Genomic DNA, 21,279 nt, shown 5'->3' with positions numbered 1-21,279 from the left:
TTAAGTCGATTGAAGGCGATGTGTTTTAGTGGTCGTGCTTGTCGTCGTCCTCGTTGCCTTTGGGGAAGTTGAACTTCACGGCTTTGAACTGCGTTCCCTTGATGGTAATCGCCTCCACGACAGCGTCAAAGTTCTCGGCGGCTTCGGTGCCGATCCAGTCGGCCTGCGCCTCGTAGAGCGAAGTGTTGCCGACCGTCTCGCCGGTGGCCGGGCTGGCCACGGGCTTGAAGGTGAGCGTTTGCGGCTGTCCGCCAACGGCGGCGGTCACGTCGAACGACGCCTCGGAGATGCGGATGAATTTCTCCAGTTCGCCGTCCATGACGTAAACCTGCAACTTGCCGGCATCGGCGTTGCGGACGAATTCGAGGTGAAACGCCTCATCGCCGAGGACGACAGCCGTGCCGCCGTGCGGGGGCGTGTGTTCGTGTTTGTGACCGCCGCCCTTGGCTTCGGACGACTTGGCGTGGTCGTGGTCATCGTCGTGGCGATGGCAGCCGGAGACCAGCGCGAGCGCGCCGGCGGCGATGAGGGCATTGATGGCAATGCGAATGGAGGTGCGGGTGGTGGTGGATTGAATTTTCATGTGTAGTATAATTTTAATTACGTTTTTGTTGTGGTAGTGGATATTTCATGACGAAGGCGCCAGGTTGGTGGCGACGTCGTTGCGGTATGCCTTGACGGCCGGGACGACTCCGCCGAGCGCGCACAGGGCGATCATGGCGAGCGGCGCCCAGAGCATGACGGGCGACCATGCCCAGACGTCGAGGACGACGCCGGCCTGCGACCGGATGATAGCCGCGACGGTCCCGCCGATGAGGGCATGGATGCCAAACGCGGCGGCCATGCCGATGCAGCCAATGACGGCGGCTTCGAGGACGACGGCACTGAACAGCGTGGCGCGTCGCGCGCCGAGGGCGCGCAGGATGGCGAGGTCGCGGCGGCGGGCGGCCATCGAGTTGTAGATGGCCACGAGCACGCCGGCGGCCGACACAAACCCGACCAGCCAGGCGACGAGCGCGAGCACGCGGTCGAACCAACTGATCTTCTGAAACAGCCCGCCCATGATCGCTCCGATGGGATACGCGAAGGTGAGGCGGTTGCCCTGTTTGTTGTACATCATGTCGAGTTGGAATCCGGAGGCGGGCGAACGGAGTTGCACGAGCACGGCGCTCACTTCGTCGGCGGCGCTGGCGGCGTGGCCGCTCATGGTTTGCAGGCCGTGGAGCGGTATCCAGATCACCTTGTCGGCGGGCGTGCCCGTGGGGGCGAGAACGCCGGTCACGGTGTAGGTCTCCGCGTGCTGGTGGTTCTCGTCGAACGCGAGCCCGTGGTAAGGGTGAAACGTGTCACCCGTGCGCAGGTTGAGCTTCGCGGCGACGAAATCACCGACGACGGCCTCCTTGGCGGCGGGATCGAAGGGACGTCCTCCGGTGACGAGCGTGAAGGCGCGGCCCGGCGTGTATTCGGTTTCAAAATACGACGGGTCGGTCCCCACGATGCGGTAGCCGCGGAGGTTGTCACCGACGGCGATGGGGATGGCGCGTTTTACGGCCGGGTGTTTTGCGATGAACTCGTAGTCGGCGCGGCTGACGTTGCCGGGCGAGGCTTCGAGGTGGAAGATCGCGTTGAGCACGAGTTGCAGCGGCGAACCACGCGCGCCCAGCACGGCGTCGAAGCCGGTGTCCACGCGGGTGAAGGCGAGTTGCGACTGCTCTTTCACGATCCACACCGAGATGAGCAGGCCGCCGGCAAGCGCCACCGAGAGCGAGGTGATCCAGGTGGCGAGCGCGTGCTGGCGCAGACTGCGCAGCGCGAGGAAAAAGATTGTAGTCAATTTCATGATACGCATGACGCGCCCCCTTCCGCGGTTCCCCACGCGCCTGATCCTGCGGCGGCGGTGGTTTTGTTGAGCACGGCGAAGTCCTGCACGTCGGGACCGAAGGCGCGCAACACTTCCTCATCGTGACTGACGAGAAGGAGCGCGGCGCCGGCTTCACGGCAGGTCTCGCGGATGAGGGCGAGGGCTTCGCGGGCGTTGGCGTGATCAAGGTTGCCGGTGGGCTCGTCGGCGAGGACGAGGCGGGGGCGGTTGGCGAGCGCGCGGGCGATGGCCACGCGTTGCTGTTGCCCGGTCGAGAGCTGGCGCGGCAGGTGGTGCAGCCGGTCGCCGAGCCCCACACGTTGGAGGAGCGAGGTGGCGCGGGAGCGATCGGGCGGCGCATCGCCGAAACTCATGCCGAGCACGACGTTTTCCAGACAGGTGCAGCCTTGGAGGAGGTTGAAGGTCTGGAAGATGTAACCCAGCGAGGTGGCGCGGAGTCGGTCGCGGGCGGATTCGCTGAGAGCGGCGATGTCGTGCCCGTCGTGGAGGATGGAGCCTTCGTCGGCGGAGAGGATGCCGGCGATGAGGTGGAGAAAGGTGGTTTTCCCCGAACCGCTCTCGCCGCGAAGGGCGAGTTGGCGGCCTGCGTCGAGCGTGAAGGCGGGCACGTCTATGATGGCGACGCGCCGTTCGCCGTCGGGCGAGACGAAGGTTTTTTTGAGATTTTTTATATGTAAAGACATGAAGAGTTACGTGGTCGAATGGGGGGGGGGGGAGGGAATTAAGAATTAGGAATTAAAAATTAAGAAGTACAAGCCGCCAGAAGGCAGCCGGAGTCCGTTTTCTTAATTCTTATTTTTTAATTCTTAATTTTTTCCGGGCGGGCCGCAGGCGGGGGGCAGGCGATGCGCCTCGTTCACGCCGGGCGTGAGCGGCTGGGAGGGAGCGACGCGTCCGGCTTCGATCGGCACGGGAGCGACAAAAACGGGTGTGGGCTGGGCGTGTCCCTGGCCTTGCGAAAAATCGGTGATGACGCAGGTGTGCGCGGGGAAGGTGGCGCCGGGGTGAACGTGTCCGCAGGCGAGACGATGGAGGCCGGGGGTGACTTGCGCGGCGAGGAGCCAGAGGACGAGCGCGGATGCGAGAATGCCGACGATTCGGGTGAATCGCGAGGTCTTGTCGGTCGGCTTGTGGGAGCTTCCGCGCATGGTGGCTCAACATCGGCATCCAGGTCGCCGGGGCAAGTTCTCAGTTGATGAAACTCACGCGGAGCACGGCGACGCCGTCTTTCCGGATGGGCGCGGCTGAGGCCGCGTCTGGCGGGTCTCCCGACCTATAAGCGCTAACATGTTAAGATTTGATGAGGATACGGTGGGGGATGCGCTTGCGAGGAGGGTAGCCGAGGGAACCGCGTAGGCGATGGCCGCAGAGAAGGAAGAGGCTTAGGGAGAGAGGGATGGCCAGACAAGAGAGGAGACAATCGCGAGCGAAGACAAACTCAGTCCATCTGGAGTTAGTCAGGGAGGATGAATCCCCAGGGGGAAAAAACCTCTGATTGGAGGAGGGATTTTTCGATGAGCAAGCAGGTGAGTAATTTGGCTTGGAGCCATGAGCGGGAGCTGAGGGGGTCTTTTTTTGGGACGTGGCCAGTGTTCAGGAGTGATTTGAGGCGTTTGAAAGCCAGTTCGATCTGCCAGCGCAGGCGGTAGAGTTGGAGGATGCCGCGGGAGTCCAGGCAAGAGGAGGGCAGGGAAGTGACAACGACAATGTAATCAGCCATGCACAGGCACTGGCAGGAGGGTTTGCGGCCGTTTTTTTTGGCGCTGAGCCTGATTTTGGCTCGTTCGCGTTGGGCGGCCTGTGGGCTGACGCGAAGGGCGCACAGGCGCAAGGCGGTGCCGTCCTTGAGGAAGACGGGCAGTTCGGAGCACTGACGGGAACGCAACTGGGCCAGCCATGCGGGAACGTCCAGCGCATGCCCCTGCTGGTCAAACAAGGGCAGACTGGTGCTGTGCCAGCGTAACAGGACCGCCCCCTGATGATCCATCACATGCCTGATCTGCGGGGCTCGGCAAAAATTCCGGTCGCCCAAAAACAAATCCCCCTTGCGCACCTTGTAACGGCACAGACTTTCGCCCCCCTTGTTGTCGGTCAGTTCGGCCTGTTCGCAAAACAGGCTGGGCAGTCCGATCGCATAATGCAGTCTCCAGTCCGTTCCGCTTGCTCCGGATTCCTCTATGGTCGTGCTGTCCACCGCCACCGCCGTCCACCCTTCCGGCAATCTCGACCACCTCGGCTGTCCGGCCTGCTGCTCAAGCAACCTTACGCTCATCCACCTCAGCCAACCCTCCGCGTTCCTCAGCCTCTTGAGCAACGCCACATCCGAGACCTCCGGCAACCCTGCCGCCGCCCCCCTCGCCACCGCATGCCTCAACGACAGCCCGCTCCCAGCGTGCATCAATATCAGCCTGAGCAACTCCTCCGCCGTTCTTATCCCCTTGGCCTGCTTGAACGCTCCTTGCTCCCTGGCCGCCACCTCCCACCCTTCCGGCAGCAGCCCCTTCACCAGCCCCCACTCTTCCGTCATCCATGTCTTTTTCATCCCACCTATCTACCCGTTTCCTCCTCCCATGTAAAGACAACATGTTAGCGCGTATAGGTCGGGAGACCCGCCCTCCAAGGGTACAGAAATCCGCGTGAGGTATTTTTTGAATGGGAAAGGGTATGACATTCACTTCGTCGCCTCCTGCGTAACGTCAGTAGATGTTTTGAGTCGATGCGGCGGTGGAGTTGGCTAGGGGTTGCGGGCGTATGCCTATCGTTGCCGGACTCCGCAGCCCTTACCATAAAGTTGGCCGTCTCGTGTATTTTGGCCGCATGATCGACAAGATCCGTTTGCATGCGGCGGGGCGTTTGCCAGAGGAGTATTGGGGGAACTTGGGTGATGCGAGGCCGGGGCTTTTTGATGCGCGGTGCTGCCGGTTCCTCGGCGTCTCGTATGCGGACCTAAAGGCGCGGGCGCTGGCCGCGGATGCCAAGCCGGAGACGGATGAGGCGTTGCTGGCGTGGTGTCACGAGCAGGGCGCAAGGCGGTCGGACGAGGATTGCGAGGTGTGGAATGGGTTTATGGAGAAACGCGGATGGCGGGACGATCTGACAACGGTGGTGCGGCAGCGGGCGCGTGAGTCGGGGCTGGGGGACAAACCGATCGAGACGATGTTCGATTATCTCGATTTTGACGAGGGGCGTGATCCGGAGGTGTCGCGTGCGTGGAATGCACCGGGGGCAATTCGCGGGGTCATTTTGATGGGCGTGGCGGGTTGCGGTAAATCCACGGTGGGCGCGGCGCTGGCTGCGGAGTTGGGAGGGGCGCAGGGGACGGTGCGGGGGGAGGGGGGGGGGGAGTGGGAGTTTTGGGATGCGGATGATTTTCACCCGGCGGTAAACATTGCAAAGATGTCCGCGGGCGAGCCGTTGTCGGACGCGGATCGGGCGCCGTGGCTGGAGGCGTTGCACGAGCGGTTGACGGAGGCGCTGGCGAGTGCGGATGGCGCGGCGGGAGTGGCGCGGGGGCGTCGCGTGGTGCTGGCGTGTTCGGCGTTGCGCGAGCGTTATCGCGTGGCGTTGTCCGCCGGGCTGCCGGGCGTGGTGGTGGTTTATTTGAAGGGGAGCCCGGAATTGTTGCGTGAGCGGTTGGAGGCGCGCGCGCGGTCGGAGGGGCATTTTATGCGGCCGGCGATGCTGGAGAGCCAACTGGCGACGCTGGAGGAACCGTTGCCGGGCAAGGGAGGCGTGGTCGTGGATGCGAGCGTGCCAGTGCCTGATGTGTTGGTTGCGATCCGGCATGCGCTGGGTTTGGGTTGAATTAAACGGCTTTCGTTGCGGCAATCATCCCCACGCGTCTAATTTGGCGTCACACAACTTTTGTTCCCAATCCCAATCCCAAACCCAATCCTGCATGAAAATCGGCATTGATGGCGGCGGTACCAAGACGGAGTTGATCCTCGTCGATGACGAGGGGACGGTGGTGGCGCGGCATGTGGCGGGTGGCTGCAACCCAAACGTGGTCGGGGCAGACCAGGCGCGGGCGATCTTGGATGAGGCGATTGATGCGTTGTTGACCACGGTCGAGGGGCCGGGGGCAGACTTGCCGGTGCAGCACACGTTGTTGTGCATGGCGGGGGCGCCGGCGTTTTGGCGTGATGTGGCGGCGGGTTTGCAGGGGTTGGGGCGCGTGGAAACGTATGACGATTCGCGTCCGGTGCTCGAATTGGCGACGAGTGGCGGGCCGGGGTTGGTGTTGCACGGGGGGACGGGGTCGTTCGTGGCGGCGCGCGGGAACGATGGCGCGGTGCATTACGCGGGCGGCTTGGGCTGGCGTCTGGGGGATGCGGGCAGCGGCTACGATTTGGGGCGGCGGATGCTGACGCGGGCGTTGCTGGAGTTGCAGGGGTGGGCGGTGCCGACGCGGCTGTCGCAGTGCGTGCGGGATTTCTGCCACTTGATGGAGGAGGGGGCGATCAAGCGGTATTTTTATCAGCATGCGGAGCCAAACCGGCAGATCGCGTCGCTGGCGCCGATTTTGTTGCGGCTGGCCAGCGAGGGCGACGACACGGCGCGGTGGGTGGTGCGCGAGTCGTGTTGCGAGTTGCTGACGCTGGCGGTGTCGGTGGCGCAGCGGATTTTCCGGGAGGAGGAGAGGGCGGGATTGCGGTGCGGGGTGAGCGGTCCTGTGTTGACGCACCCGGAGGCGCTGGAGGTGCTGCGGGTGCATTCGCCTTTCGGGTTGGAGGCGATTTCTTTGCCGCCCATCGAGGGTGTGCGGTTGCTGCTTCGCGGGTTGCGCAGTGGGTGAGCGAGGAGGGCGCGGCGGAGAGAACGGCGTCAGGAGGAACTGTTGCCGTCGAGGGAGTCGCGGTTGCGGGTCAGGTAACGGGCGATCTCGTCGAGGACGATGGCTTGGTCGGGCGCGAATAGGAAGCGGTCGCTGCCGAGGGTGTCGAAGGCGCTGCGAAGGAGGGCTTGCGAGGGTTTGCGCATGGTGAGGAGCTTGCGCATGTTGGCGGCGAGGTCGGAGGTCTGGCCGAGTTCGATGTCGAGTTTGATGAGACTGGAGAGGGCGGGTTGGTTGAGGGGGTCGCTTTTGGTGGCGTGAGCGAGAACATCGCGGGCCTCGGTTTTGGCTCCCACGCTTTGGAGGCGGTTGGAAACGGCGACGAGGTTTTCGGCGCGGACGTTGGATTGTTCGAGGAAGTTTTTGAGGAATCCGTGGGCGGGGACGGCATCGCCCAAGCCGTAGTTGGCGATGGCTCGCAAGCCGTTGAAAACCGAGGCATAACGGGTCGGGGTGCCCCAGTCGGGGTGCTCCGTGAGAAGTTGCTGCGCGGTGTCGAGTGCCCGGCGGTAGTCCTTGGCCACGACGTAGGCTTCGACGGTCATGAGGGCGGCGCCTTCCCAGTTGAGGTTATTGGCCTTGCAGTGATCAAAAACCCGTCGCGCAAGGTCGGGGCGTCCGGTGTTGGCGGCGAAGTCAGCGAGGGCGAGCAGGGTTTCGGAGTTTTTGGGAAAGTCGCGGAAGATTTCGTCAATGGTGGACTGGACTTGGGCGTTGTTTTTTTCCTTGTCGTAAACGTAGAGGAGATCGATGCGGGGACGTGGACGGTCGGGATAGGCGAGCTGGCGCAGGATGCTGGTCTGGCGGAGTTCGGATTCGAGTCCGGCATCCCGCAGGTAGGTGACGAGCTGACCATAGATCTCCTCGTCAGTTGGAGCCTGCTGGGAGAGTTCGCGGAGGGTGGCGAGGGCAAGTTCGCGCTGGCCGCGCTCCCAGGCGATGCGGGCGTTGAGCAGCACGCCGTCGCGCATGTGGTTGAGATTGTAAGTTTCCAGAACGTCCTCCGCGAGATCGTAGTTGCCGCGGTAATACGCGGCGGTGGCTTTGGCGAGAGCGATGAGGCGGTTGGTGGGAGTGGCGTCTTTATTGCCCTTGAGGAGTTGGTCGGTGAGCGCGATGACGGCGTCGTCCTGCTGCTGTTGGAACAGGAAGGTGAAAACGGTTTTCAGGTAGTCGGTGTCAGCGTCCGTGACGTGGTTGGGATTGATGCCGGCGAGGAGTGTCGCCTGCGCATTGTCGGGGCGGCGGGTGAGGAGTTGGAATTGCGCCAGCAAGAGGCGGCCTTCGCGGTTGGCGGGTGCCTTCGAGACGCCTACGCGAAGATTGCCTATGGCGGCTCCGTAATCGCCTTCGCTGATGAGCTTCTTGGCCTGTTCGATCATGTAGTTGCCGCGCGCGACCTGATAGTCGGCATAGACGGAGGGAACGAAGAGGAAGAGCACCTGGGTGTAACGGATGTCGGCGAAATCCCGTTTGTATTTGATAAATAAATACGCAGCTCCGGCCAAGCTCAACCATCCGAGGACAAGAAGCACGCCAAGGGTGATGAGGAGATTTTTCCACATGATGCGCAGATGGAGCGCTCCCCCTGAACGGGTGAGTCGGAACGGGAGCCAGGTGTTTGATCGGGTGGAGGCCTGTGAGGAGGAGGCTTTCTTAAAATCTTGGGGTTTAGCGGGTTCGGAGCTCATGGTTTTATTGGGAAAAGATAAAAACTTGGACCTGTGGCTGCTATGTCAATTGATTAACAAGAGGAGGAAAAAGCAAAAAATGCACTTGCGCCGGCAGATTGGTTGCATCTGGATATGCCGCGCAGGTTAGAACTACCAATCAGAACTCAGGAAAATAAAAATTACCACATGAAAGCACGAACGATTACGTTTCTTGCCGCTTTGGCGCTGTCGCCATTGTCGGTCATCGCTCAGGATGTTCCCGCTGCAGCCAACGAACAATCTTCATCCATCAGCCAGGCCGTAGCCGACGCGCAAGCGGCGCTGTCCTCAGGCAATGCCGATGCTTTGAGCGCCATTTTTAGCAATAACGCCGCCGATGCCGCAGTGATCGCCGCCGCTCTTGCCCAGGCAAACCCGGCAAGTGCTGCGACCATCGCCGCCGCTGCTGCCGCCGCTGTCCCTTCCCAAGCTGCCTCCATCGCCGCTCACGTTGTGGCTGCCGTCCCATCTGCCAGTGCGTCCGCCATCGCTGCCGCCGTTACGCAAGCGGCACCCTCTGCGAGTCCCGCCGGCATCGCTGCTGCGGTCGCCTCCGCTGCCCCCTCATCGCAAAGTGCTAGCATTGCCGGTGCCGTGGCTGCTGTTGCCCCTGCTGATCAAAGTGCGGCCATAGCCGCGGCCGTTGTAGCTGTTCTTCCTGCGGGCGCAACTCCTGCGCAGATTGCAAGCATCGTCAGTCAGGTCAGCAGTGCCCAGCCATCGGTCCCTGTCGTAGAAATAGCAGGTGCCGTCGTCGATGTTGCCCAGAGCAAAAGCGGTGTTGATGCTGCTGCGGTCGCAACTGCTATTTCGACTGCCACCGGTGCATCCGTTGCGGACATTAATGCCGCCGCCGCAGCTCCTGCGGCTCAAGCCGCTGCCGCTGCTGCAGCTACGACTGCCATCGAGGCCAGTGCTACGGCGACAACTGCACAAAACAATGCAGCGCAAAATAATGGCAATAGCCAGCCGTCGCAAGACCGGCCGCCTGTGCGGAGTTCTCCAATTATCACTCCTCCTGATCCTACCATCACCAGCCCATCTGCCTGAAAAGAGGCATTGACACCAATCATTTGCGACCTACACGCTTATTCCAGCTATGAATCAACTCACGCGAATCGCTGTTATTCCGACTCTTTTGACACTACCTCTCGCTGCAGCTCCGTTCCTCTCCATCGGGGACAACGCCGAGCTTTTCGTGACGGCCCAAACCGGGTTCAAATATGAGGACAACGTTTTCCTTACGGATTCGAATAAGGTGGACGATTTTTCGTTCTACGCCGCCCCTGGGTTGGAGCTCGTCTTCGGCAAGAATTCTCTCTGGAAGGGCACGCTCAGTGCCTACGAGACGTGGACGGAGTATTTCGATACGGATGGCATTGATTCTCATCTGACCACGATCCTGTTCAATACCAGCTACGATGGTGTTCGCTGGAAGGTGACTGGCAACGCAGGGTATCGTCAGGTGTTTCAAAACAGCCGTGACATTGTTCAGACCAACACCTTGGTGCGCCGCGATCTGACTAATGCCAGTATTGGCGCGGAGTATTTCCTGACCCAGAAAAGTAAACTGGGAGCTGGTTTCAGCTATGCCGATACGCATTATCGGATGAGTTCCTCCTATGGTTACAGGGATAGTACTGATTACACGGTTCCTCTTAATTATTACTACGGGATTACTCCCAAGGTGGATTTGAGTGCTGGTGTTCGTTATCGTCACACCGTTTCCGATGGATGGTCTGATTCTGATTCCTATTACTTCAATGTGGGATCCCGTGGTCAGTTTACTCCCAAGCTGGCGGGGCGTTTCTCTATCGGTTATAATTTGAAGACCTATGATAACAGTAACTTTGATGATGAATCACAGGTGGGTGCCGATGCAGGTTTGACCTACTCCTACTCGCCCAAGACTCAATTTAACTTGGATTTGAGTAATGATTTCGGCACATCTTCGAGCAATGGAGGCACGGAAAACTTCCGCGTCGCCTTGGGAGGTCAAACACAGTTCACCACGGAGTTGGGTGCTGGTGCATCGGTCTCCTATGAGCGTATTGACTATCAAAACACTGCTCGCAAGGATGATTTTTATGTGCTCGCGATCTACAGCACGTATGTAATTAACCAGTATCTCAACCTTACCGCGGCCTATAACTATCAATGGAATGATTCTAATCAGGATGTGAGCGATTTTAAGGCCAATGTTGTTTCCGTTTCTCTGTCCTTCCGTTATTAAAAGCGCCCTCTGCGCGTGATAACGCTGTAGAATTGTTTCTCAAACGGAGGAAGATTTCATCTTCTTCCGTTTTTTTTCTCTTTCTTTCCTATGTTTCGATTTTTCCAATCAGCGGCTTTTTTCCTCTTATTTATCCCGGTGGCTTTCGCTCAACAGGCCGAGGAGGCACCTGCAGCGAGCAAGGATTACCAATTGATACCTTCTGATCTCCTTCGAGTGATGGTGCATCAAGAAGATGATCTTACCCGTGAAGTGAGTGTGAGTCAGGATTATACGATTTCGCTTCCCCTGATTGGCAATGTCGATGTGAAGCACAAGTCCGTCCGGGCTGTTGAGGAATTAATCCGGGATTTGTATGCCAAGGATTTTTTGCAAAATCCACAAGTTTCAGTCATTGTGCTTCGATATGCAGAGCGCATTGTAAGTGTGATGGGAGCGGTCAATCAACCAGGACCGGTTATATTCCCTCAGGAGAAAGCATTGACTTTGGTTGAAGCACTTGCCCGTGCTGGAGGAATCAATCGCTTGGGCAATCCTCGCAATGTCCGCCTTACCCGTGTCGAGGATGGTGTGGCAAAAAATTATGTGATTGATGTTAGAAAACTGATTGAAGCAAGCACCTCCGCTACTTGGACCTTACAAGTAGGTGATGTCATTTTCGTTGAAGAGAAAATATTCTAAATTTTGAGCATGGACCCGTCGCAATCCGCACAAACCCAACCGAATGATGGCAGGTATGGGTATGGTTATCAAGAATATCCTGGTTATGGCAACGAGAACGCCGCCGGGCATAGAACACTAGGTGATTACCTGCTGATTCTCCGTGAGAGGATTTGGTACATCGTTGTCGTTTTCCTTGTAATCTTTTCTTCCGCCTTGGTCTATACGTTTAGCCAGACCAAAATTTACCGGGCGATGGCCACTGCCCAGATTCTGCGCAAAACGGCCACCATGTTCTCACAGTCGCGTGAGATGCTGGATAGCACAATGTTTTCCACGGAGGATATCAACACGATGGTGAAGGTGTTCGAAAGCTCGATCATCATCCAAAAAGTTTCGGAGCGCATCACCGGAGAAGAATTGAAGAAATTTATGGAGCCCTATGAAAAGGGGCGTTTTGGTGATCCGCTTACCCCGCTTGAGGTTTTAGGACAAAATCGGAAGATTGTACCTTTGCGTTTAAGTTTGATCGTTGGCGTTGAATATACCCATCCAGACCGTTTGATCGCAACGAAGGTCGCCAATCTTTTCCTTGAAGAATTTATCACGTTTACCTCACGCCAGCGCATTGATCAGACTTTTACTATTTTGGAGGATCTAAAGCTCCGTGCCGAAACCCAAAAGAAGAAGGTCGAAGAGTTACAGTTCCAGATGCAGGCTTACCGCGAGAAATATGGGTTAACGCTGGATCCCAAGAAAGACATTCTTACAAAAAAACTTGTGGAGCAGGGTTCCGTTCTTACTCAGACGCAATCTCGCTTGGGCGAGGCAGAGGTTCGGAAAAATCAAGTGGAGGCTCGTATAAAAGCGGGAGGCGATCTTACTGAATTACCTTTTATCGCAGCCAATCACTTGGTGGCCCAACTCAGTCAACTGGTTTCAATGCGGAAGATCGAGGTCAAGCAATTGCGTGATCGCTATAAGGACAAACATCCAAAGATGATCGAGGCCAATAATGCTCTCGCTCAGGCTGAGTTGGAGCTTAAGCGTGCGGTTGACTCGGCTGCCGCGTCCGTAATCAGTGAGTATGAGACAGCCAAGAATGCGGATACCGAAGCGCGCGCTATTTTGGAACAGATCAAGACGGAATCGCTTTCCACTGATAAAGAAGGCGTGGCTTATCAAATGCTTGAGCGTGATTTCATGATGAATGAGCAATTGTTTTTGAAAACAGTTGAGCGCATCAAGGAAACTGAGCTTACGAATACGATTGAAGCGCAAAATGTCCAAGTGATGCCTCTCGCTCGTGCGGTGCAACCACGTGAGGACGAATACGTGGAGCCGCGGATCGTTTTGAATCTGGCTGCGGGTTTTGTATTGGGTATCGGTTTCGGTTTGGCCTTCGCCTTTGTCGTGGCGTTTATTGATGATCGTGTTAAGAGTTCCTTTGATATTGAGTCAGTGGTGGGTCTGCCTCTTCTCGGTGTGATTCCGCAGATCAAGAAGATGGACCAAGCCGACAAGGCACAGGTTGTCAGCAATAATGCGGACCGCCAGGTGTCCGAAGCATTTCTTACCCTCCATTCCAGCTTGCGTCTGAGAAATGATAGCAAGAATGCCCAGACTTTCCTGACAACGAGCACCGTGCCGGGTGAGGGCAAGTCATTTACTACAACAAATCTTGCGCTGACGTTTGCGGCGCATGGCGACAAAGTGGTGATCGTGGACTGCGATTTGCGCAAACCGAACATTCATAAGTCGTTTCGTCGTGAGAACCTGAAGGGGGTCATCGACGTATGCGCAGGTTCCGCGACGATTGATGATGTGGTGATGCGGGATGTCGCTCCCAACCTTGACGTGATCGCCACGGGTGGACGTGCGAAGAGTCCGACTCAAATTCTCAATAGTAAGAATTTCGAGATCATGATCGCCGAATTGCGCAAGCGTTACGATCGCATCTTTATCGATACTCCGCCTCTGGCGGCGGTGAGTGACGCTTTGATTATTCTGCCTCTGGCGAATGGCGCGATCTTCACGATTTTCTTTAACAAGGTTCGCCGCAAGGCGGCACAGCATGCGGCACGCAAGCTTCTTGAGTCCAACGTGCCTGTGTTTGGAGCCGTGCTCAATGGTTTGAATCTGGCGGTGGCTGGCTATTATTACGCTCAATACTATGACAAGTCTTACAAAGACTATTACGTCATGGCTGGAGCGGAGGATGCCATCGACAACTCCGCCTCAAATGAGGAGGAGGATGTGGTGGCACCGGGATCGAAATCTTGATCAGCGTTTCGCTGCGGCTCGTGTCAGTCGGTCTCTGATCGCTGGCGCGAGCCCTTTTTTTTGTCCGGGTAACTCAGCGTGGATTTTTTTCCACCCTCCATTGTCCAGCATTCTGAGTCGATCAAAGAGTTGCCGGGCGGCTTCGTTGAGGTCGCCTGTTTTGCTGAGGTAAAACAGATTGTGGATCATGCGGTGCCGAAGGTTTTTCGGCGGCTGCAAACAGAGCAGCGCTTCATCGGGAGGGAGGTTTTTTATAAAATCGGGTGTGAGGTTCGTTAGCAGGGCGACGGGTGTGCGTGGACTGTAGTGGTGGTCAAGCATACCGGGGGCCGTTTGTCCTTGAGTAGCGTGCGAGCGGAGGGAGAGGGGGGGGGGGGGGGAGGGGGGGACATGATGGGCGAGGGATACGGGGCGTTGAAGCACTCGCTGGATTTCTTCCACGGGAAGGCCGCCGGCACGAAGGAGCACGGGATGCAGTGGCTCTCGCAAGTCGATGATGGTGGACTCGACTCCCACTTTGCAGGGGCCGCCATCCAAGATGTGTTTAATCCGGTTTTGCAGGTTATCTTTGACGTGTTGCGCGGTGGTGGGGCTGACGTAGCCGAATGGATTGGCGCTTGGAGCGGCGAGAGCCCGCTGGCTCAGGCGGATGATTTTCTGAAACAAGGGGTGGGCAGGCATTCGTACGGCGACACTGGGAAGTCCTGCGGTTACGAGGTCGGGAACGTGCGGCCGCTTGGGGAGGACCAAGGTGAGTGGACCGGGCCAGAAGGCTTTGGCGAGGAGCAGGGCCTCGGGGGAGGGCATGGCTATTTCATGCAGTTGGCGCAGACTGGCGATATGGACGATGAGCGGATCATGGTGGGGACGTCTTTTGGCCGCAAAAATCGCTTCGCAGGCGGCGACATTGAGCGCATCTGCGGCGAGTCCGTAAACGGTTTCAGAGGGAACCGCCACAAGATCGCCGCGTGCGAGCGCGGAGGCGAGGCGGCGCAGATTGGCGGGCGTGGGACGGTATATTCGCGTCTGCACCGGGAGCTTTCTCGTCCGAAGGCGACCCTGGCCTTGGGAGGAGGGGAGGGGGGGGGGGGGGGAGGATGTTTTTGTTTTTTTACGCGCCATTGGTGCGAGTGGAAGAGGCGGAGCAATTGGAGGGACGGACGATGAGAGGCAAAGAAAAAGCCGGAGGAAATCCTCCGGCCTTTGGAATGCTGTCAGAAACTGGCCTGGCCGTTTATTGGGCGAGAAGCAGGTTGCGCGAACGTTTCAGGGTCGTGGTGACCGCGCGCTGATGTTTGGCGGAGAGACCGGTGTATTTGCGGGGCAGGATCTTGCCCGTGTCGGTCACGTAACGGCTCATCATTTCCGGAGCGGTGAAAGGAAACTCCGGAGGAGTGAGGCTGCGTTGGGTCTGTTCGGTGGTGCTCATTTGAAAAAGACGGGAACTAAACACGGGGGCTGGAGGCGTTGTCAACCATGCTCTCTGGTGAGTTTTGTTAAGTTTTTCCCCTGTCCTGCCGGACATGGGAAGGGACTTGCGCTCCGCATCCTGCGTTTTGCACACTCCCGCCTTTTTCCCGACCAACGCATTACGCGACCTCCATGAAACAACGCACCCTTGCGCGCGCCGTCACCATTGACGGCAAAGCCCTCCACACCGGCGAAACCGTTACCCTTACCCTCAGGCCCGCGCCCGCGAACCACGGTTACGTGTTCAAGCGCATTGACCTCAACGGTCAGCCCGAGATCAAGCCCCTTGCCAGTCTTGTCGGCGATCTCGTCCGCCAGACGACCATCACGCAAGGCCACGCCAGCATCCACACCGTCGAGCACGTCCTGAGCGCCCTTCACGGCTGCGGGGTGGACAACTGCCTCATCGAGATGAACGCCTCAGAACCCCCCATCCTCGACGGTTCGGCCAAGCCATTCGTCAACGCCATCATGGAAGGCGACCCGGTGGAACAGGAGGCCGAGCGCGAATATTTTACGCTCGATGAACCCGTTTCCGTGCAACGCGACCGCAGCTCCATCATCGCGCTGCCGTGCGACCATTTTAAAATCTCCTGCACCTCGGCCGATGACCGCGGCATCCATGCGCAACACCTCTCGCTGGACATCACGCCCGATTCCTACGCCACGCAGATTGCCGCCGCCCGCACGTTTACAATCTACGAAGACATCGAGCCCCTCCTCAAAATGGGCAAAATCAAGGGCGGCTCGCTCGACTGTGCCGTGGTCATCAAAGGCGACAAAATTCTCTCCAAGGAAGGACTCCGCTTCAAAGACGAGTTCGTGCGCCACAAGATACTCGATATCATTGGCGACATCACCCTCCTCGGCACCCCGATCAAAGCTCACATCATCGCCACCGTGCCCGGCCATGCCATCAACGCCGAACTCACCAAAGCCCTCTTCGCAAAACTCGAAGAAAAGAAAAAAGGCCCGAAAAAGAAACCCCGCGTAGCCGTCGGCTCCCCCCTCCCCACGGAAACCTCGCTCAACATCCGGCGCATCCTGGACATGCTGCCTCATCGCTACCCCTTCGTCATGGTGGACCGCGTGGTGGAGTTCATCGGTGAGGATGAACTCGTGGCCATCAAAAACGTGACGATCAACGAGCCGTATTTCCAAGGCCACTTTCCCGGAAATCCCGTGATGCCCGGCGTGCTCCAACTCGAAGCGATGGCGCAGGCCTCGGGCATCCTCATGCTCCGCCGCACCGGCAGCGCGGAGGGCAAGGCGACGCTCTTCATGAGCGCCGACAAAGTGAAATTTCGCCGCCCCGTGCGTCCCGGCGACCAGTTCATCATCAACGCCAAGATTACCAAATACCGCGCCAACAAACTCGCCGCCGCCGAGTGCACCTGCACCGTGGACGGCCAGGTCGTGTCGTCCGCCGAACTCATGTTTGCCCTCATCGACGAAGGCGAGGTCGGCTGACAGGATGTAGTTGGAAACACATTACACGCGTCAGTCTCGTTCTCAATTGCTACCACTGCCATGATTCACCCGTCCGCTTATGTTGATCCGTCCGCCGAACTCGGCTCCGGGGTCGAAATCGGTCCCTTCGCCTACGTGGGTGCCGGCGTGCGCCTGGGCGACGGCTGCCGCCTGCATCACCACGCCTCTGTCGAGGGCAACACACACCTCGGCCCCCAGTGCGAGGTATTCCCGTATGCGAACATCGGCGGCAAGACCCAGGACCTGAAATTCAAGGGCGGCAACCCGGGCGTGCGCATCGGCGCGCGCAACGTGTTTCGTGAATACGTCACCGTCCACGCCGCCACCAACGATGGCGACATGACGATCATGGGTGACGACAACGTGCTGCTCGCCACCTGCCATGTCGCGCACGATTGTGTGATCGGCAACCACCTCGTAGCCAGCAACGGCACGGGCTTTGCCGGTCACGTCATTGTCGAGGATTACGTGGTGTGCGGCGCGCATTCCGGCGTGCATCAATTTTGCCGTGTCGGAGCCCACGCCATGATCGGCGGCTATGCCAAGGTCGTGCAAAATCCCCCTCCCTACTTCATCACCGACGGCGCGCCGGCTGTCGTCCGCGCCATCAATAAAGTGGGCTTGGAACGTCGCGGATTCACCCCGGCGCAACTCGACCGAATCAAGCAGATCCATCGCATTCTCTTTCGTGAGGGACTCAACCGGACCCAGGCGCTCGAAAAACTCCGGGACCACCCCGAAGCCGCCAGCGTGGAAATACAGACCATCCTTACGTTTGCCGCCAGAAGCGCTGACCGCGGCATGGCGCCGGGCAGTGCTTGAGGCCGGAAGCCGGAAGTTCACCACAGAGACACGGGAACACGGAAAAAACAGAAGCTCACGCAGAGACGCAGAGGCGCAGAGAAAAACAGAACTCAGAGAGCAAACGCCAGAGGCGGAGTCTTTCTGTTTTTCTCTGCGCCTCTGCGTCTCTGCGTGAGCTTCTTCTCCTCTCTGCGTGAGCTTCCGGTTTTCTTACCCCTTTTTCACTGCGCGCACCGGCCACTGGGTGACGGTAATGCCTTTGGCACTACGACTGCCTACTTTCAACTCGCCGAAGTTGAACGGAAATTCCTTTACCCGCGCCGAACAACGGCCGCTGAGGATGATCTCCACCCTACCGGGCATCGATGCCTCGTCGTCGGCCACGTCCAGAAACACGACTTTGGAACCCTCGCTCGCGGTCAGCGGATACAGCTTCTCGCGCGTCACGCCGCCGATCTGGAAACGCTTGGCAAAGGCCTTGCCGCTTTCCTTGTCCTGATAAATCAGCGAGTAGAATTTTTTGTCGCCGTCCTTGGGCAGGATCGCGACGTGAATGATGTCGCGCCCCATGAACACCTTGTCCGCCACCTTGGCGACTTTCATGGTGCCGTCGGCCATGATGCAGAGCACGTCGTCGAGGATGGTACACTCGGTGACGAACTCGTGCTGACGCCAGTTGAGCCCGACAAAACCCTCGTCGCGGTTGACGTAGAGACGCTGGTTGGCGGCCACGACCTGCGCGGCGCTGATCTGCTCGATCTCGTCGTAAGTGGTACGGCGCTTGCGGCCCTTGCCGTATTTTTCCTGGAGGCGTTCGAACCAGGCGATGGTGTAGGGGATGATGTGGGCGAGGTCGTGCTTCACCTGCTTGATGTCGGCTTCGATGCCTTTGATGGCTTCGTCGGCCTTGAATCGGTTATAGGCGGAGATGCGCTTGATGCGGATTTCAGTGAGGCGGGTAATGTCGTCCTCGGTGATTTCCCGGCGGAGTTTTTTGACGAAGGGCTTGAGGCCGTCACGGATTTCCTGAAGCACGTTTTCCCATGTCTTTGAATTTTCGATACGCCGATAAATGCGCTCCTCGATGAAAATGCGTTCAAGCGAATCCCAATGCCATTGCTGCTCCAGCTCACCGAGTTTGATTTCGAGCTCCTGTTTGAGGAGCTGCACGGTTTTGTCCACGGAGCGTCGCAGGATTTCGGATACGCCGGTGAATATGGGCCGGTCTTGCGCGGGGATTTCGCGTCCGTCGTCGCCGGTGCGGGCCGGGACTTGTTCGATGACGCAGGCGGCGGGCGAGATTGAGATCTGGCAGTCGGTGAAAACGTAGAGTTGGTTGATGACTTGCTCGGCGTCGGAACCTTGCGGGAGGTGAACGAGGATTTCGACTTGGTCGGCGGTGTTGTCGTCCACGTGGCGAATCTTGATCTTGCCCTTGTTGTTGGCGGAGACGATCGACTCGATGAGCGACACGGTGGTCGCGCCGTAGGGCAGTTCGGTGATGGCGAGCAGGTATTTGGAGCGGATCTCGATCTTGGCGCGAATTTTGATTTTTCCGCCGCGTTCGCCGTCGTTGTATTCGGAGAAGTCGGCGATGCCGCCGCTGGCGAAATCGGGAACGATGCGGAATTTTTTTCCGTTGAGGTGGTTGATCGCCGCGCGACACAGGTCGTTGAAATTGTGCGGCAGGATTTTGGTGGCGAGTCCCACGGCGATGCCGTCCGCGCCTTCGAGCAGCGAGACGGGAAACTTGGCGGGGAGCGTCACGGGTTCCTTGGCGCGTCCGTCATAGCTGAGTTGCCAGGGAGTGGTCTTGGGGTTGAAGAGGACTTCGCGTGCGAAGGGCGTGAGGCGGGCTTCGATGTAACGGGGCGCGGCTGCGTCGTCACCGGTGAGCGCGTTGCCGAAGTTGCCCTGCGGTTCGATGAGCCAGCCGCGCTGGGCAATGGCAACGAGGGCGGCGCCGATGGAGGCGTCGCCGTGGGGGTGATAGGCCATGGTGGCGCCGACGATGTTGGCGACTTTGTGGAAGCGTCCGTCGTCCTTTTCCCAGAGCGTGTGCAGAATGCGGCGCTGCACGGGCTTGAGGCCGTCGTCAATGTGGGGCACGGCGCGGTCAAGAATGACGTAGCTGGCGTAGTCGAGAAACCAGTTTTTGTAGGCGTGGGCGAGCGGGGCGTTGTCGTTGTTTTTCGGTGGTTCGGGCGCGGCGGGGATAACGACGTTTTCGGCGTCGTCCGGAGAGGTGCCGCCGGGGGGGGGGGGGGGGGAGGGAGTGTGCAAGGCGATGTCGTGTGTGTGTGGCGTGTCGTTTTGCGCTGTTGGGTTCGCGTTTTGGTTTCTGTTCTCAGCCTTCTGGGCAAGAGGGAGTTCGGGCTGTTCGTCTTTGGGCGGTGTGCGTTTCGACATTCTGGAAAAGGGATGCGGCAAAAGGACCAAGCAAGATTCGCCTGCCGCGGGCGCGCAAGTTTTCTAGCCAAAGAAAAATCCCGGAAGGCCGGCTGACGTTTCCGCCCAATCCCCTCTTGTCCCGCAGCATCCCGTCTGCATTGTGGCCGTTGGCCCTTCACCCCTTATGAAGAAACTCACGGTTATTTTTCTCGCCGTTTCCCTCACCGCCAATGCCGCTTTCATTGCCCGCTCCATCTGGCGGGCGCACCGTGAACCTTCCGGCGGCGTTGCCGGTTCCGCCCGCTCCGCCGCAGCCAGCACGAATGCCCGTGCCGGTGGCTCCGCTTCCATCAGCGAAAGCGCGGTGCTCGAAGCCTTGCGCGGCGACGATCCCGCGGCCCTGCGCGATGTCTTTCGCGCCGCCGGCGTTGACGACCGCACCGTGCGCATGATCGTCAGCAGCATCGTCTGGCGCCGTTACATCGACCGCATGAAGACGCTCCAGCCGCGGCCCGATCCCGAAACCCTCAGCAAAAACTGGTGGAAGGAAAATCCTTGGGAAGCACAGTTCAACCGCCAGACCAAGGAGCAGCGTGCCGAAGCCCGCCGCCTGCAACGCGAGGTCCGCGACACGCTCGAAAACCTTCTCGGCAAAGACCCCGAGTCCGCCGTCTATGGCGGCTGGGTTGATCCCCGCACCTCCTTCCTCCCCGAGGCAAAACGCGTCTCCATCCAGGAGGTTGAGCAGGATTACAACGAACTCATAAGCGACCTCCGGCGCGAGACTGGCAGCTTCCAAGTTCCGTCCGATGCCGAAGCCATGCGCATGCTCATGGACTCCAAAAAGCAGGATCTCGCCGCGCTCCTCACTCCGGAAGAATTCGAGCAATACGAGTTGCGCAATTCGCAAACCACCCAGCAACTGCGCTGGAAAATGGCCCAATTCGACGCCAGCGAATCCGAATTTCTCGCCATCTATTCCCTCCAGAAAAACTTCGATGAACGCTACAGCGACAACGACATGTTCGGCAGCGGTCCGCGCGGGCACGATCAGGATTACTGGAAGCAGCGTCAGGAAGCGGAAAAACAGCTCAACGAGCAAATCCGCCAGACGCTCGGCGAGGACCGTTACACCGATTACCGGCGTTCCCAAGACAACGACTACCGGCAACTCGTCGCCGCCAGCAAACGCTTTGGCCTCCCTGAGAACACCGCCTCGCAACTCTACAACCTGCGCGATTCCACCCTTGCCTCCTCAAAACAGCTCGCCAACGACGACTCGCTGACTGCCGAACAAAAAAAAGAATCCCTCAAAAACCTCGCCGCCAGCATGCGCAACCAAGTCACCGTCGCCCTCGGTCAGGAAGCCGCCACCGCCTACTTCAACAACGGACGCATGAACTGGCTCCAGCAAATGGAAAGAGGCTATGCCGTCGAAGTGGACGAATACGGCCAGTCCACGAGAGCCATCAACATCTCCAACCCTCCGAAAAAGAAAAAATAACCCCGCATCTCCCCC

At 58.8% G+C, this 21,279-nt stretch carries 17 protein-coding genes and 1 pseudogene; 9 read left to right on the top strand and 9 right to left on the bottom strand.

What is annotated here, in order from left to right; genetic code table 11:
* Window positions 1–25 precede the first annotated feature (25 nt).
* The 5 genes from OBACDRAFT_RS04395 to OBACDRAFT_RS26205 form a co-directional block, all read right to left on the bottom strand.
* Window positions 26–583 (bottom strand): hypothetical protein, encoded by a 558-nt coding sequence (locus tag OBACDRAFT_RS04395; RefSeq protein ID WP_043583092.1) that lies wholly within the window; start codon window positions 581–583, stop codon window positions 26–28.
* A 45-nt stretch (window positions 584–628) separates the two neighbouring features.
* A complete protein-coding gene (locus tag OBACDRAFT_RS04390; RefSeq protein WP_232766633.1) occupies window positions 629–1,840 on the bottom strand; it encodes an ABC transporter permease in 1,212 nt (403 codons plus the stop codon).
* Window positions 1,837–2,565 carry an ABC transporter ATP-binding protein gene (locus tag OBACDRAFT_RS04385; protein ID WP_052361124.1) on the bottom strand — a complete coding sequence of 243 codons (729 nt, stop codon included), beginning with the start codon at window positions 2,563–2,565 and terminating at the stop codon, window positions 1,837–1,839. The genes OBACDRAFT_RS04390 and OBACDRAFT_RS04385 overlap by 4 nt, the downstream gene beginning before the upstream one ends.
* 123 nt (window positions 2,566–2,688) lie before the next feature.
* On the bottom strand, window positions 2,689–3,030 hold the full coding sequence (locus tag OBACDRAFT_RS24965) for a hypothetical protein (RefSeq protein WP_052361122.1): 342 nt from the start codon (window positions 3,028–3,030) through the stop codon (window positions 2,689–2,691).
* A gap of 305 nt (window positions 3,031–3,335) precedes the next feature.
* Window positions 3,336–4,424 (bottom strand): IS4 family transposase, encoded by a 1,089-nt coding sequence (locus tag OBACDRAFT_RS26205; RefSeq protein ID WP_081721811.1) that lies wholly within the window; start codon window positions 4,422–4,424, stop codon window positions 3,336–3,338.
* A 209-nt stretch (window positions 4,425–4,633) separates the two neighbouring features.
* Between OBACDRAFT_RS26205 and OBACDRAFT_RS04365 the strand changes: the two genes are divergently transcribed.
* Both OBACDRAFT_RS04365 and OBACDRAFT_RS26200 read left to right on the top strand, forming a co-directional pair.
* Window positions 4,634–5,686, top strand: coding sequence for a gluconokinase, GntK/IdnK-type (locus OBACDRAFT_RS04365; RefSeq protein ID WP_043583166.1), 1,053 nt, complete (start codon window positions 4,634–4,636; stop codon window positions 5,684–5,686).
* A gap of 94 nt (window positions 5,687–5,780) precedes the next feature.
* Window positions 5,781–6,677 carry an N-acetylglucosamine kinase gene (locus OBACDRAFT_RS26200; RefSeq protein ID WP_081721810.1) on the top strand — a complete coding sequence of 299 codons (897 nt, stop codon included), beginning with the start codon at window positions 5,781–5,783 and terminating at the stop codon, window positions 6,675–6,677.
* 29 nt (window positions 6,678–6,706) lie between these two features.
* Here the strand turns inward: OBACDRAFT_RS26200 and OBACDRAFT_RS04350 are convergent, their stop codons facing one another.
* The gene (locus OBACDRAFT_RS04350) at window positions 6,707–8,407 is read right to left on the bottom strand and encodes a tetratricopeptide repeat protein (RefSeq protein ID WP_052361120.1); all 1,701 of its coding nucleotides are present in this window, start codon (window positions 8,405–8,407) and stop codon (window positions 6,707–6,709) included.
* A 102-nt stretch (window positions 8,408–8,509) separates the two neighbouring features.
* On the opposite strand from OBACDRAFT_RS04350, the gene OBACDRAFT_RS24960 reads away from it, so the two are divergent.
* The 4 genes from OBACDRAFT_RS24960 to OBACDRAFT_RS04330 all read left to right on the top strand — a co-directional run bounded on the left by OBACDRAFT_RS24960 (window position 8,510) and on the right by OBACDRAFT_RS04330 (window position 13,604).
* The gene (locus OBACDRAFT_RS24960; RefSeq protein ID WP_125069435.1) at window positions 8,510–9,478 is read left to right on the top strand and encodes a hypothetical protein; all 969 of its coding nucleotides are present in this window, start codon (window positions 8,510–8,512) and stop codon (window positions 9,476–9,478) included.
* Between the two features lie 49 nt (window positions 9,479–9,527).
* A complete protein-coding gene (locus OBACDRAFT_RS04340) occupies window positions 9,528–10,661 on the top strand; it encodes an outer membrane beta-barrel protein (RefSeq protein ID WP_043583085.1) in 1,134 nt (377 codons plus the stop codon).
* Window positions 10,662–10,751: 90 nt separating this feature from the next.
* The gene (locus OBACDRAFT_RS04335; RefSeq protein ID WP_043583084.1) at window positions 10,752–11,342 is read left to right on the top strand and encodes a polysaccharide biosynthesis/export family protein; all 591 of its coding nucleotides are present in this window, start codon (window positions 10,752–10,754) and stop codon (window positions 11,340–11,342) included.
* Window positions 11,343–11,351: 9 nt separating this feature from the next.
* Window positions 11,352–13,604: a GumC family protein gene (locus OBACDRAFT_RS04330; protein ID WP_043583082.1), complete on the top strand. Its 2,253-nt coding sequence runs from the start codon at window positions 11,352–11,354 to the stop codon at window positions 13,602–13,604.
* Here OBACDRAFT_RS04330 and OBACDRAFT_RS04325 read toward each other — a convergent pair whose 3' ends face one another.
* Together OBACDRAFT_RS04325 and rpsR are read right to left on the bottom strand one after the other, a co-directional pair.
* Window positions 13,605–14,726: an L-threonylcarbamoyladenylate synthase gene (locus tag OBACDRAFT_RS04325; RefSeq protein WP_081721809.1), complete on the bottom strand. Its 1,122-nt coding sequence runs from the start codon at window positions 14,724–14,726 to the stop codon at window positions 13,605–13,607.
* 112 nt (window positions 14,727–14,838) lie between these two features.
* A pseudogene (gene rpsR, locus OBACDRAFT_RS04320) lies at window positions 14,839–14,970 on the bottom strand (30S ribosomal protein S18); the annotation flags it as partial.
* A 236-nt stretch (window positions 14,971–15,206) separates the two neighbouring features.
* Here rpsR and OBACDRAFT_RS04315 point away from each other — a divergent pair.
* On the top strand, window positions 15,207–16,544 hold the full coding sequence (locus OBACDRAFT_RS04315) for a bifunctional UDP-3-O-[3-hydroxymyristoyl] N-acetylglucosamine deacetylase/3-hydroxyacyl-ACP dehydratase (protein WP_043583078.1): 1,338 nt from the start codon (window positions 15,207–15,209) through the stop codon (window positions 16,542–16,544).
* A gap of 60 nt (window positions 16,545–16,604) precedes the next feature.
* Window positions 16,605–17,387 carry an acyl-ACP--UDP-N-acetylglucosamine O-acyltransferase gene (lpxA, locus tag OBACDRAFT_RS04310; RefSeq protein WP_043583077.1) on the top strand — a complete coding sequence of 261 codons (783 nt, stop codon included), beginning with the start codon at window positions 16,605–16,607 and terminating at the stop codon, window positions 17,385–17,387.
* A 192-nt stretch (window positions 17,388–17,579) separates the two neighbouring features.
* Here the strand turns inward: lpxA and OBACDRAFT_RS04305 are convergent, their stop codons facing one another.
* Window positions 17,580–19,778 carry a DNA gyrase/topoisomerase IV subunit A gene (locus OBACDRAFT_RS04305; RefSeq protein ID WP_052361116.1) on the bottom strand — a complete coding sequence of 733 codons (2,199 nt, stop codon included), beginning with the start codon at window positions 19,776–19,778 and terminating at the stop codon, window positions 17,580–17,582.
* A gap of 166 nt (window positions 19,779–19,944) precedes the next feature.
* On the opposite strand from OBACDRAFT_RS04305, the gene OBACDRAFT_RS04300 reads away from it, so the two are divergent.
* Window positions 19,945–21,264, top strand: coding sequence for a hypothetical protein (locus tag OBACDRAFT_RS04300; RefSeq protein ID WP_232766640.1), 1,320 nt, complete (start codon window positions 19,945–19,947; stop codon window positions 21,262–21,264).
* Window positions 21,265–21,279: the final 15 nt, after the last annotated feature.

Origin of the sequence: Geminisphaera colitermitum TAV2, from assembly GCF_000171235.2 — a bacterium.
Lineage (GTDB): Bacteria > Verrucomicrobiota > Verrucomicrobiia > Opitutales > Opitutaceae > Geminisphaera > Geminisphaera colitermitum.
Note: the sequence above shows the minus strand (reverse complement) of the source record. Positions and strands in the feature narration are given on the sequence as shown.

Excerpts from the sequence above, each read along its gene's own strand:
- OBACDRAFT_RS04395 (WP_043583092.1), bottom strand. The coding sequence starts at position 583 with ATGAAAATTCAATCCACCACCACCCGCACCTCCATTCGCATTGCCATC.
- OBACDRAFT_RS04390 (WP_232766633.1), bottom strand. The coding sequence starts at position 1,840 with ATGAAATTGACTACAATCTTTTTCCTCGCGCTGCGCAGTCTGCGCCAG.
- OBACDRAFT_RS04385 (WP_052361124.1), bottom strand. The coding sequence starts at position 2,565 with ATGTCTTTACATATAAAAAATCTCAAAAAAACCTTCGTCTCGCCCGAC.
- OBACDRAFT_RS24965 (WP_052361122.1), bottom strand. The coding sequence starts at position 3,030 with ATGCGCGGAAGCTCCCACAAGCCGACCGACAAGACCTCGCGATTCACC.
- OBACDRAFT_RS26205 (WP_081721811.1), bottom strand. The coding sequence starts at position 4,424 with ATGAAAAAGACATGGATGACGGAAGAGTGGGGGCTGGTGAAGGGGCTG.
- OBACDRAFT_RS04365 (WP_043583166.1), top strand. The coding sequence starts at position 4,634 with ATGCCTATCGTTGCCGGACTCCGCAGCCCTTACCATAAAGTTGGCCGT.
- OBACDRAFT_RS26200 (WP_081721810.1), top strand. The coding sequence starts at position 5,781 with ATGAAAATCGGCATTGATGGCGGCGGTACCAAGACGGAGTTGATCCTC.
- OBACDRAFT_RS04350 (WP_052361120.1), bottom strand. The coding sequence starts at position 8,407 with ATGAGCTCCGAACCCGCTAAACCCCAAGATTTTAAGAAAGCCTCCTCC.
- OBACDRAFT_RS04340 (WP_043583085.1), top strand. The coding sequence starts at position 9,528 with ATGAATCAACTCACGCGAATCGCTGTTATTCCGACTCTTTTGACACTA.
- OBACDRAFT_RS04335 (WP_043583084.1), top strand. The coding sequence starts at position 10,752 with ATGTTTCGATTTTTCCAATCAGCGGCTTTTTTCCTCTTATTTATCCCG.
- OBACDRAFT_RS04330 (WP_043583082.1), top strand. The coding sequence starts at position 11,352 with ATGGACCCGTCGCAATCCGCACAAACCCAACCGAATGATGGCAGGTAT.
- OBACDRAFT_RS04325 (WP_081721809.1), bottom strand. The coding sequence starts at position 14,726 with ATGGCGCGTAAAAAAACAAAAACATCCTCCCCCCCCCCCCCCCTCCCC.
- OBACDRAFT_RS04315 (WP_043583078.1), top strand. The coding sequence starts at position 15,207 with ATGAAACAACGCACCCTTGCGCGCGCCGTCACCATTGACGGCAAAGCC.
- lpxA (WP_043583077.1), top strand. The coding sequence starts at position 16,605 with ATGATTCACCCGTCCGCTTATGTTGATCCGTCCGCCGAACTCGGCTCC.
- OBACDRAFT_RS04305 (WP_052361116.1), bottom strand. The coding sequence starts at position 19,778 with ATGTCGAAACGCACACCGCCCAAAGACGAACAGCCCGAACTCCCTCTT.
- OBACDRAFT_RS04300 (WP_232766640.1), top strand. The coding sequence starts at position 19,945 with ATGAAGAAACTCACGGTTATTTTTCTCGCCGTTTCCCTCACCGCCAAT.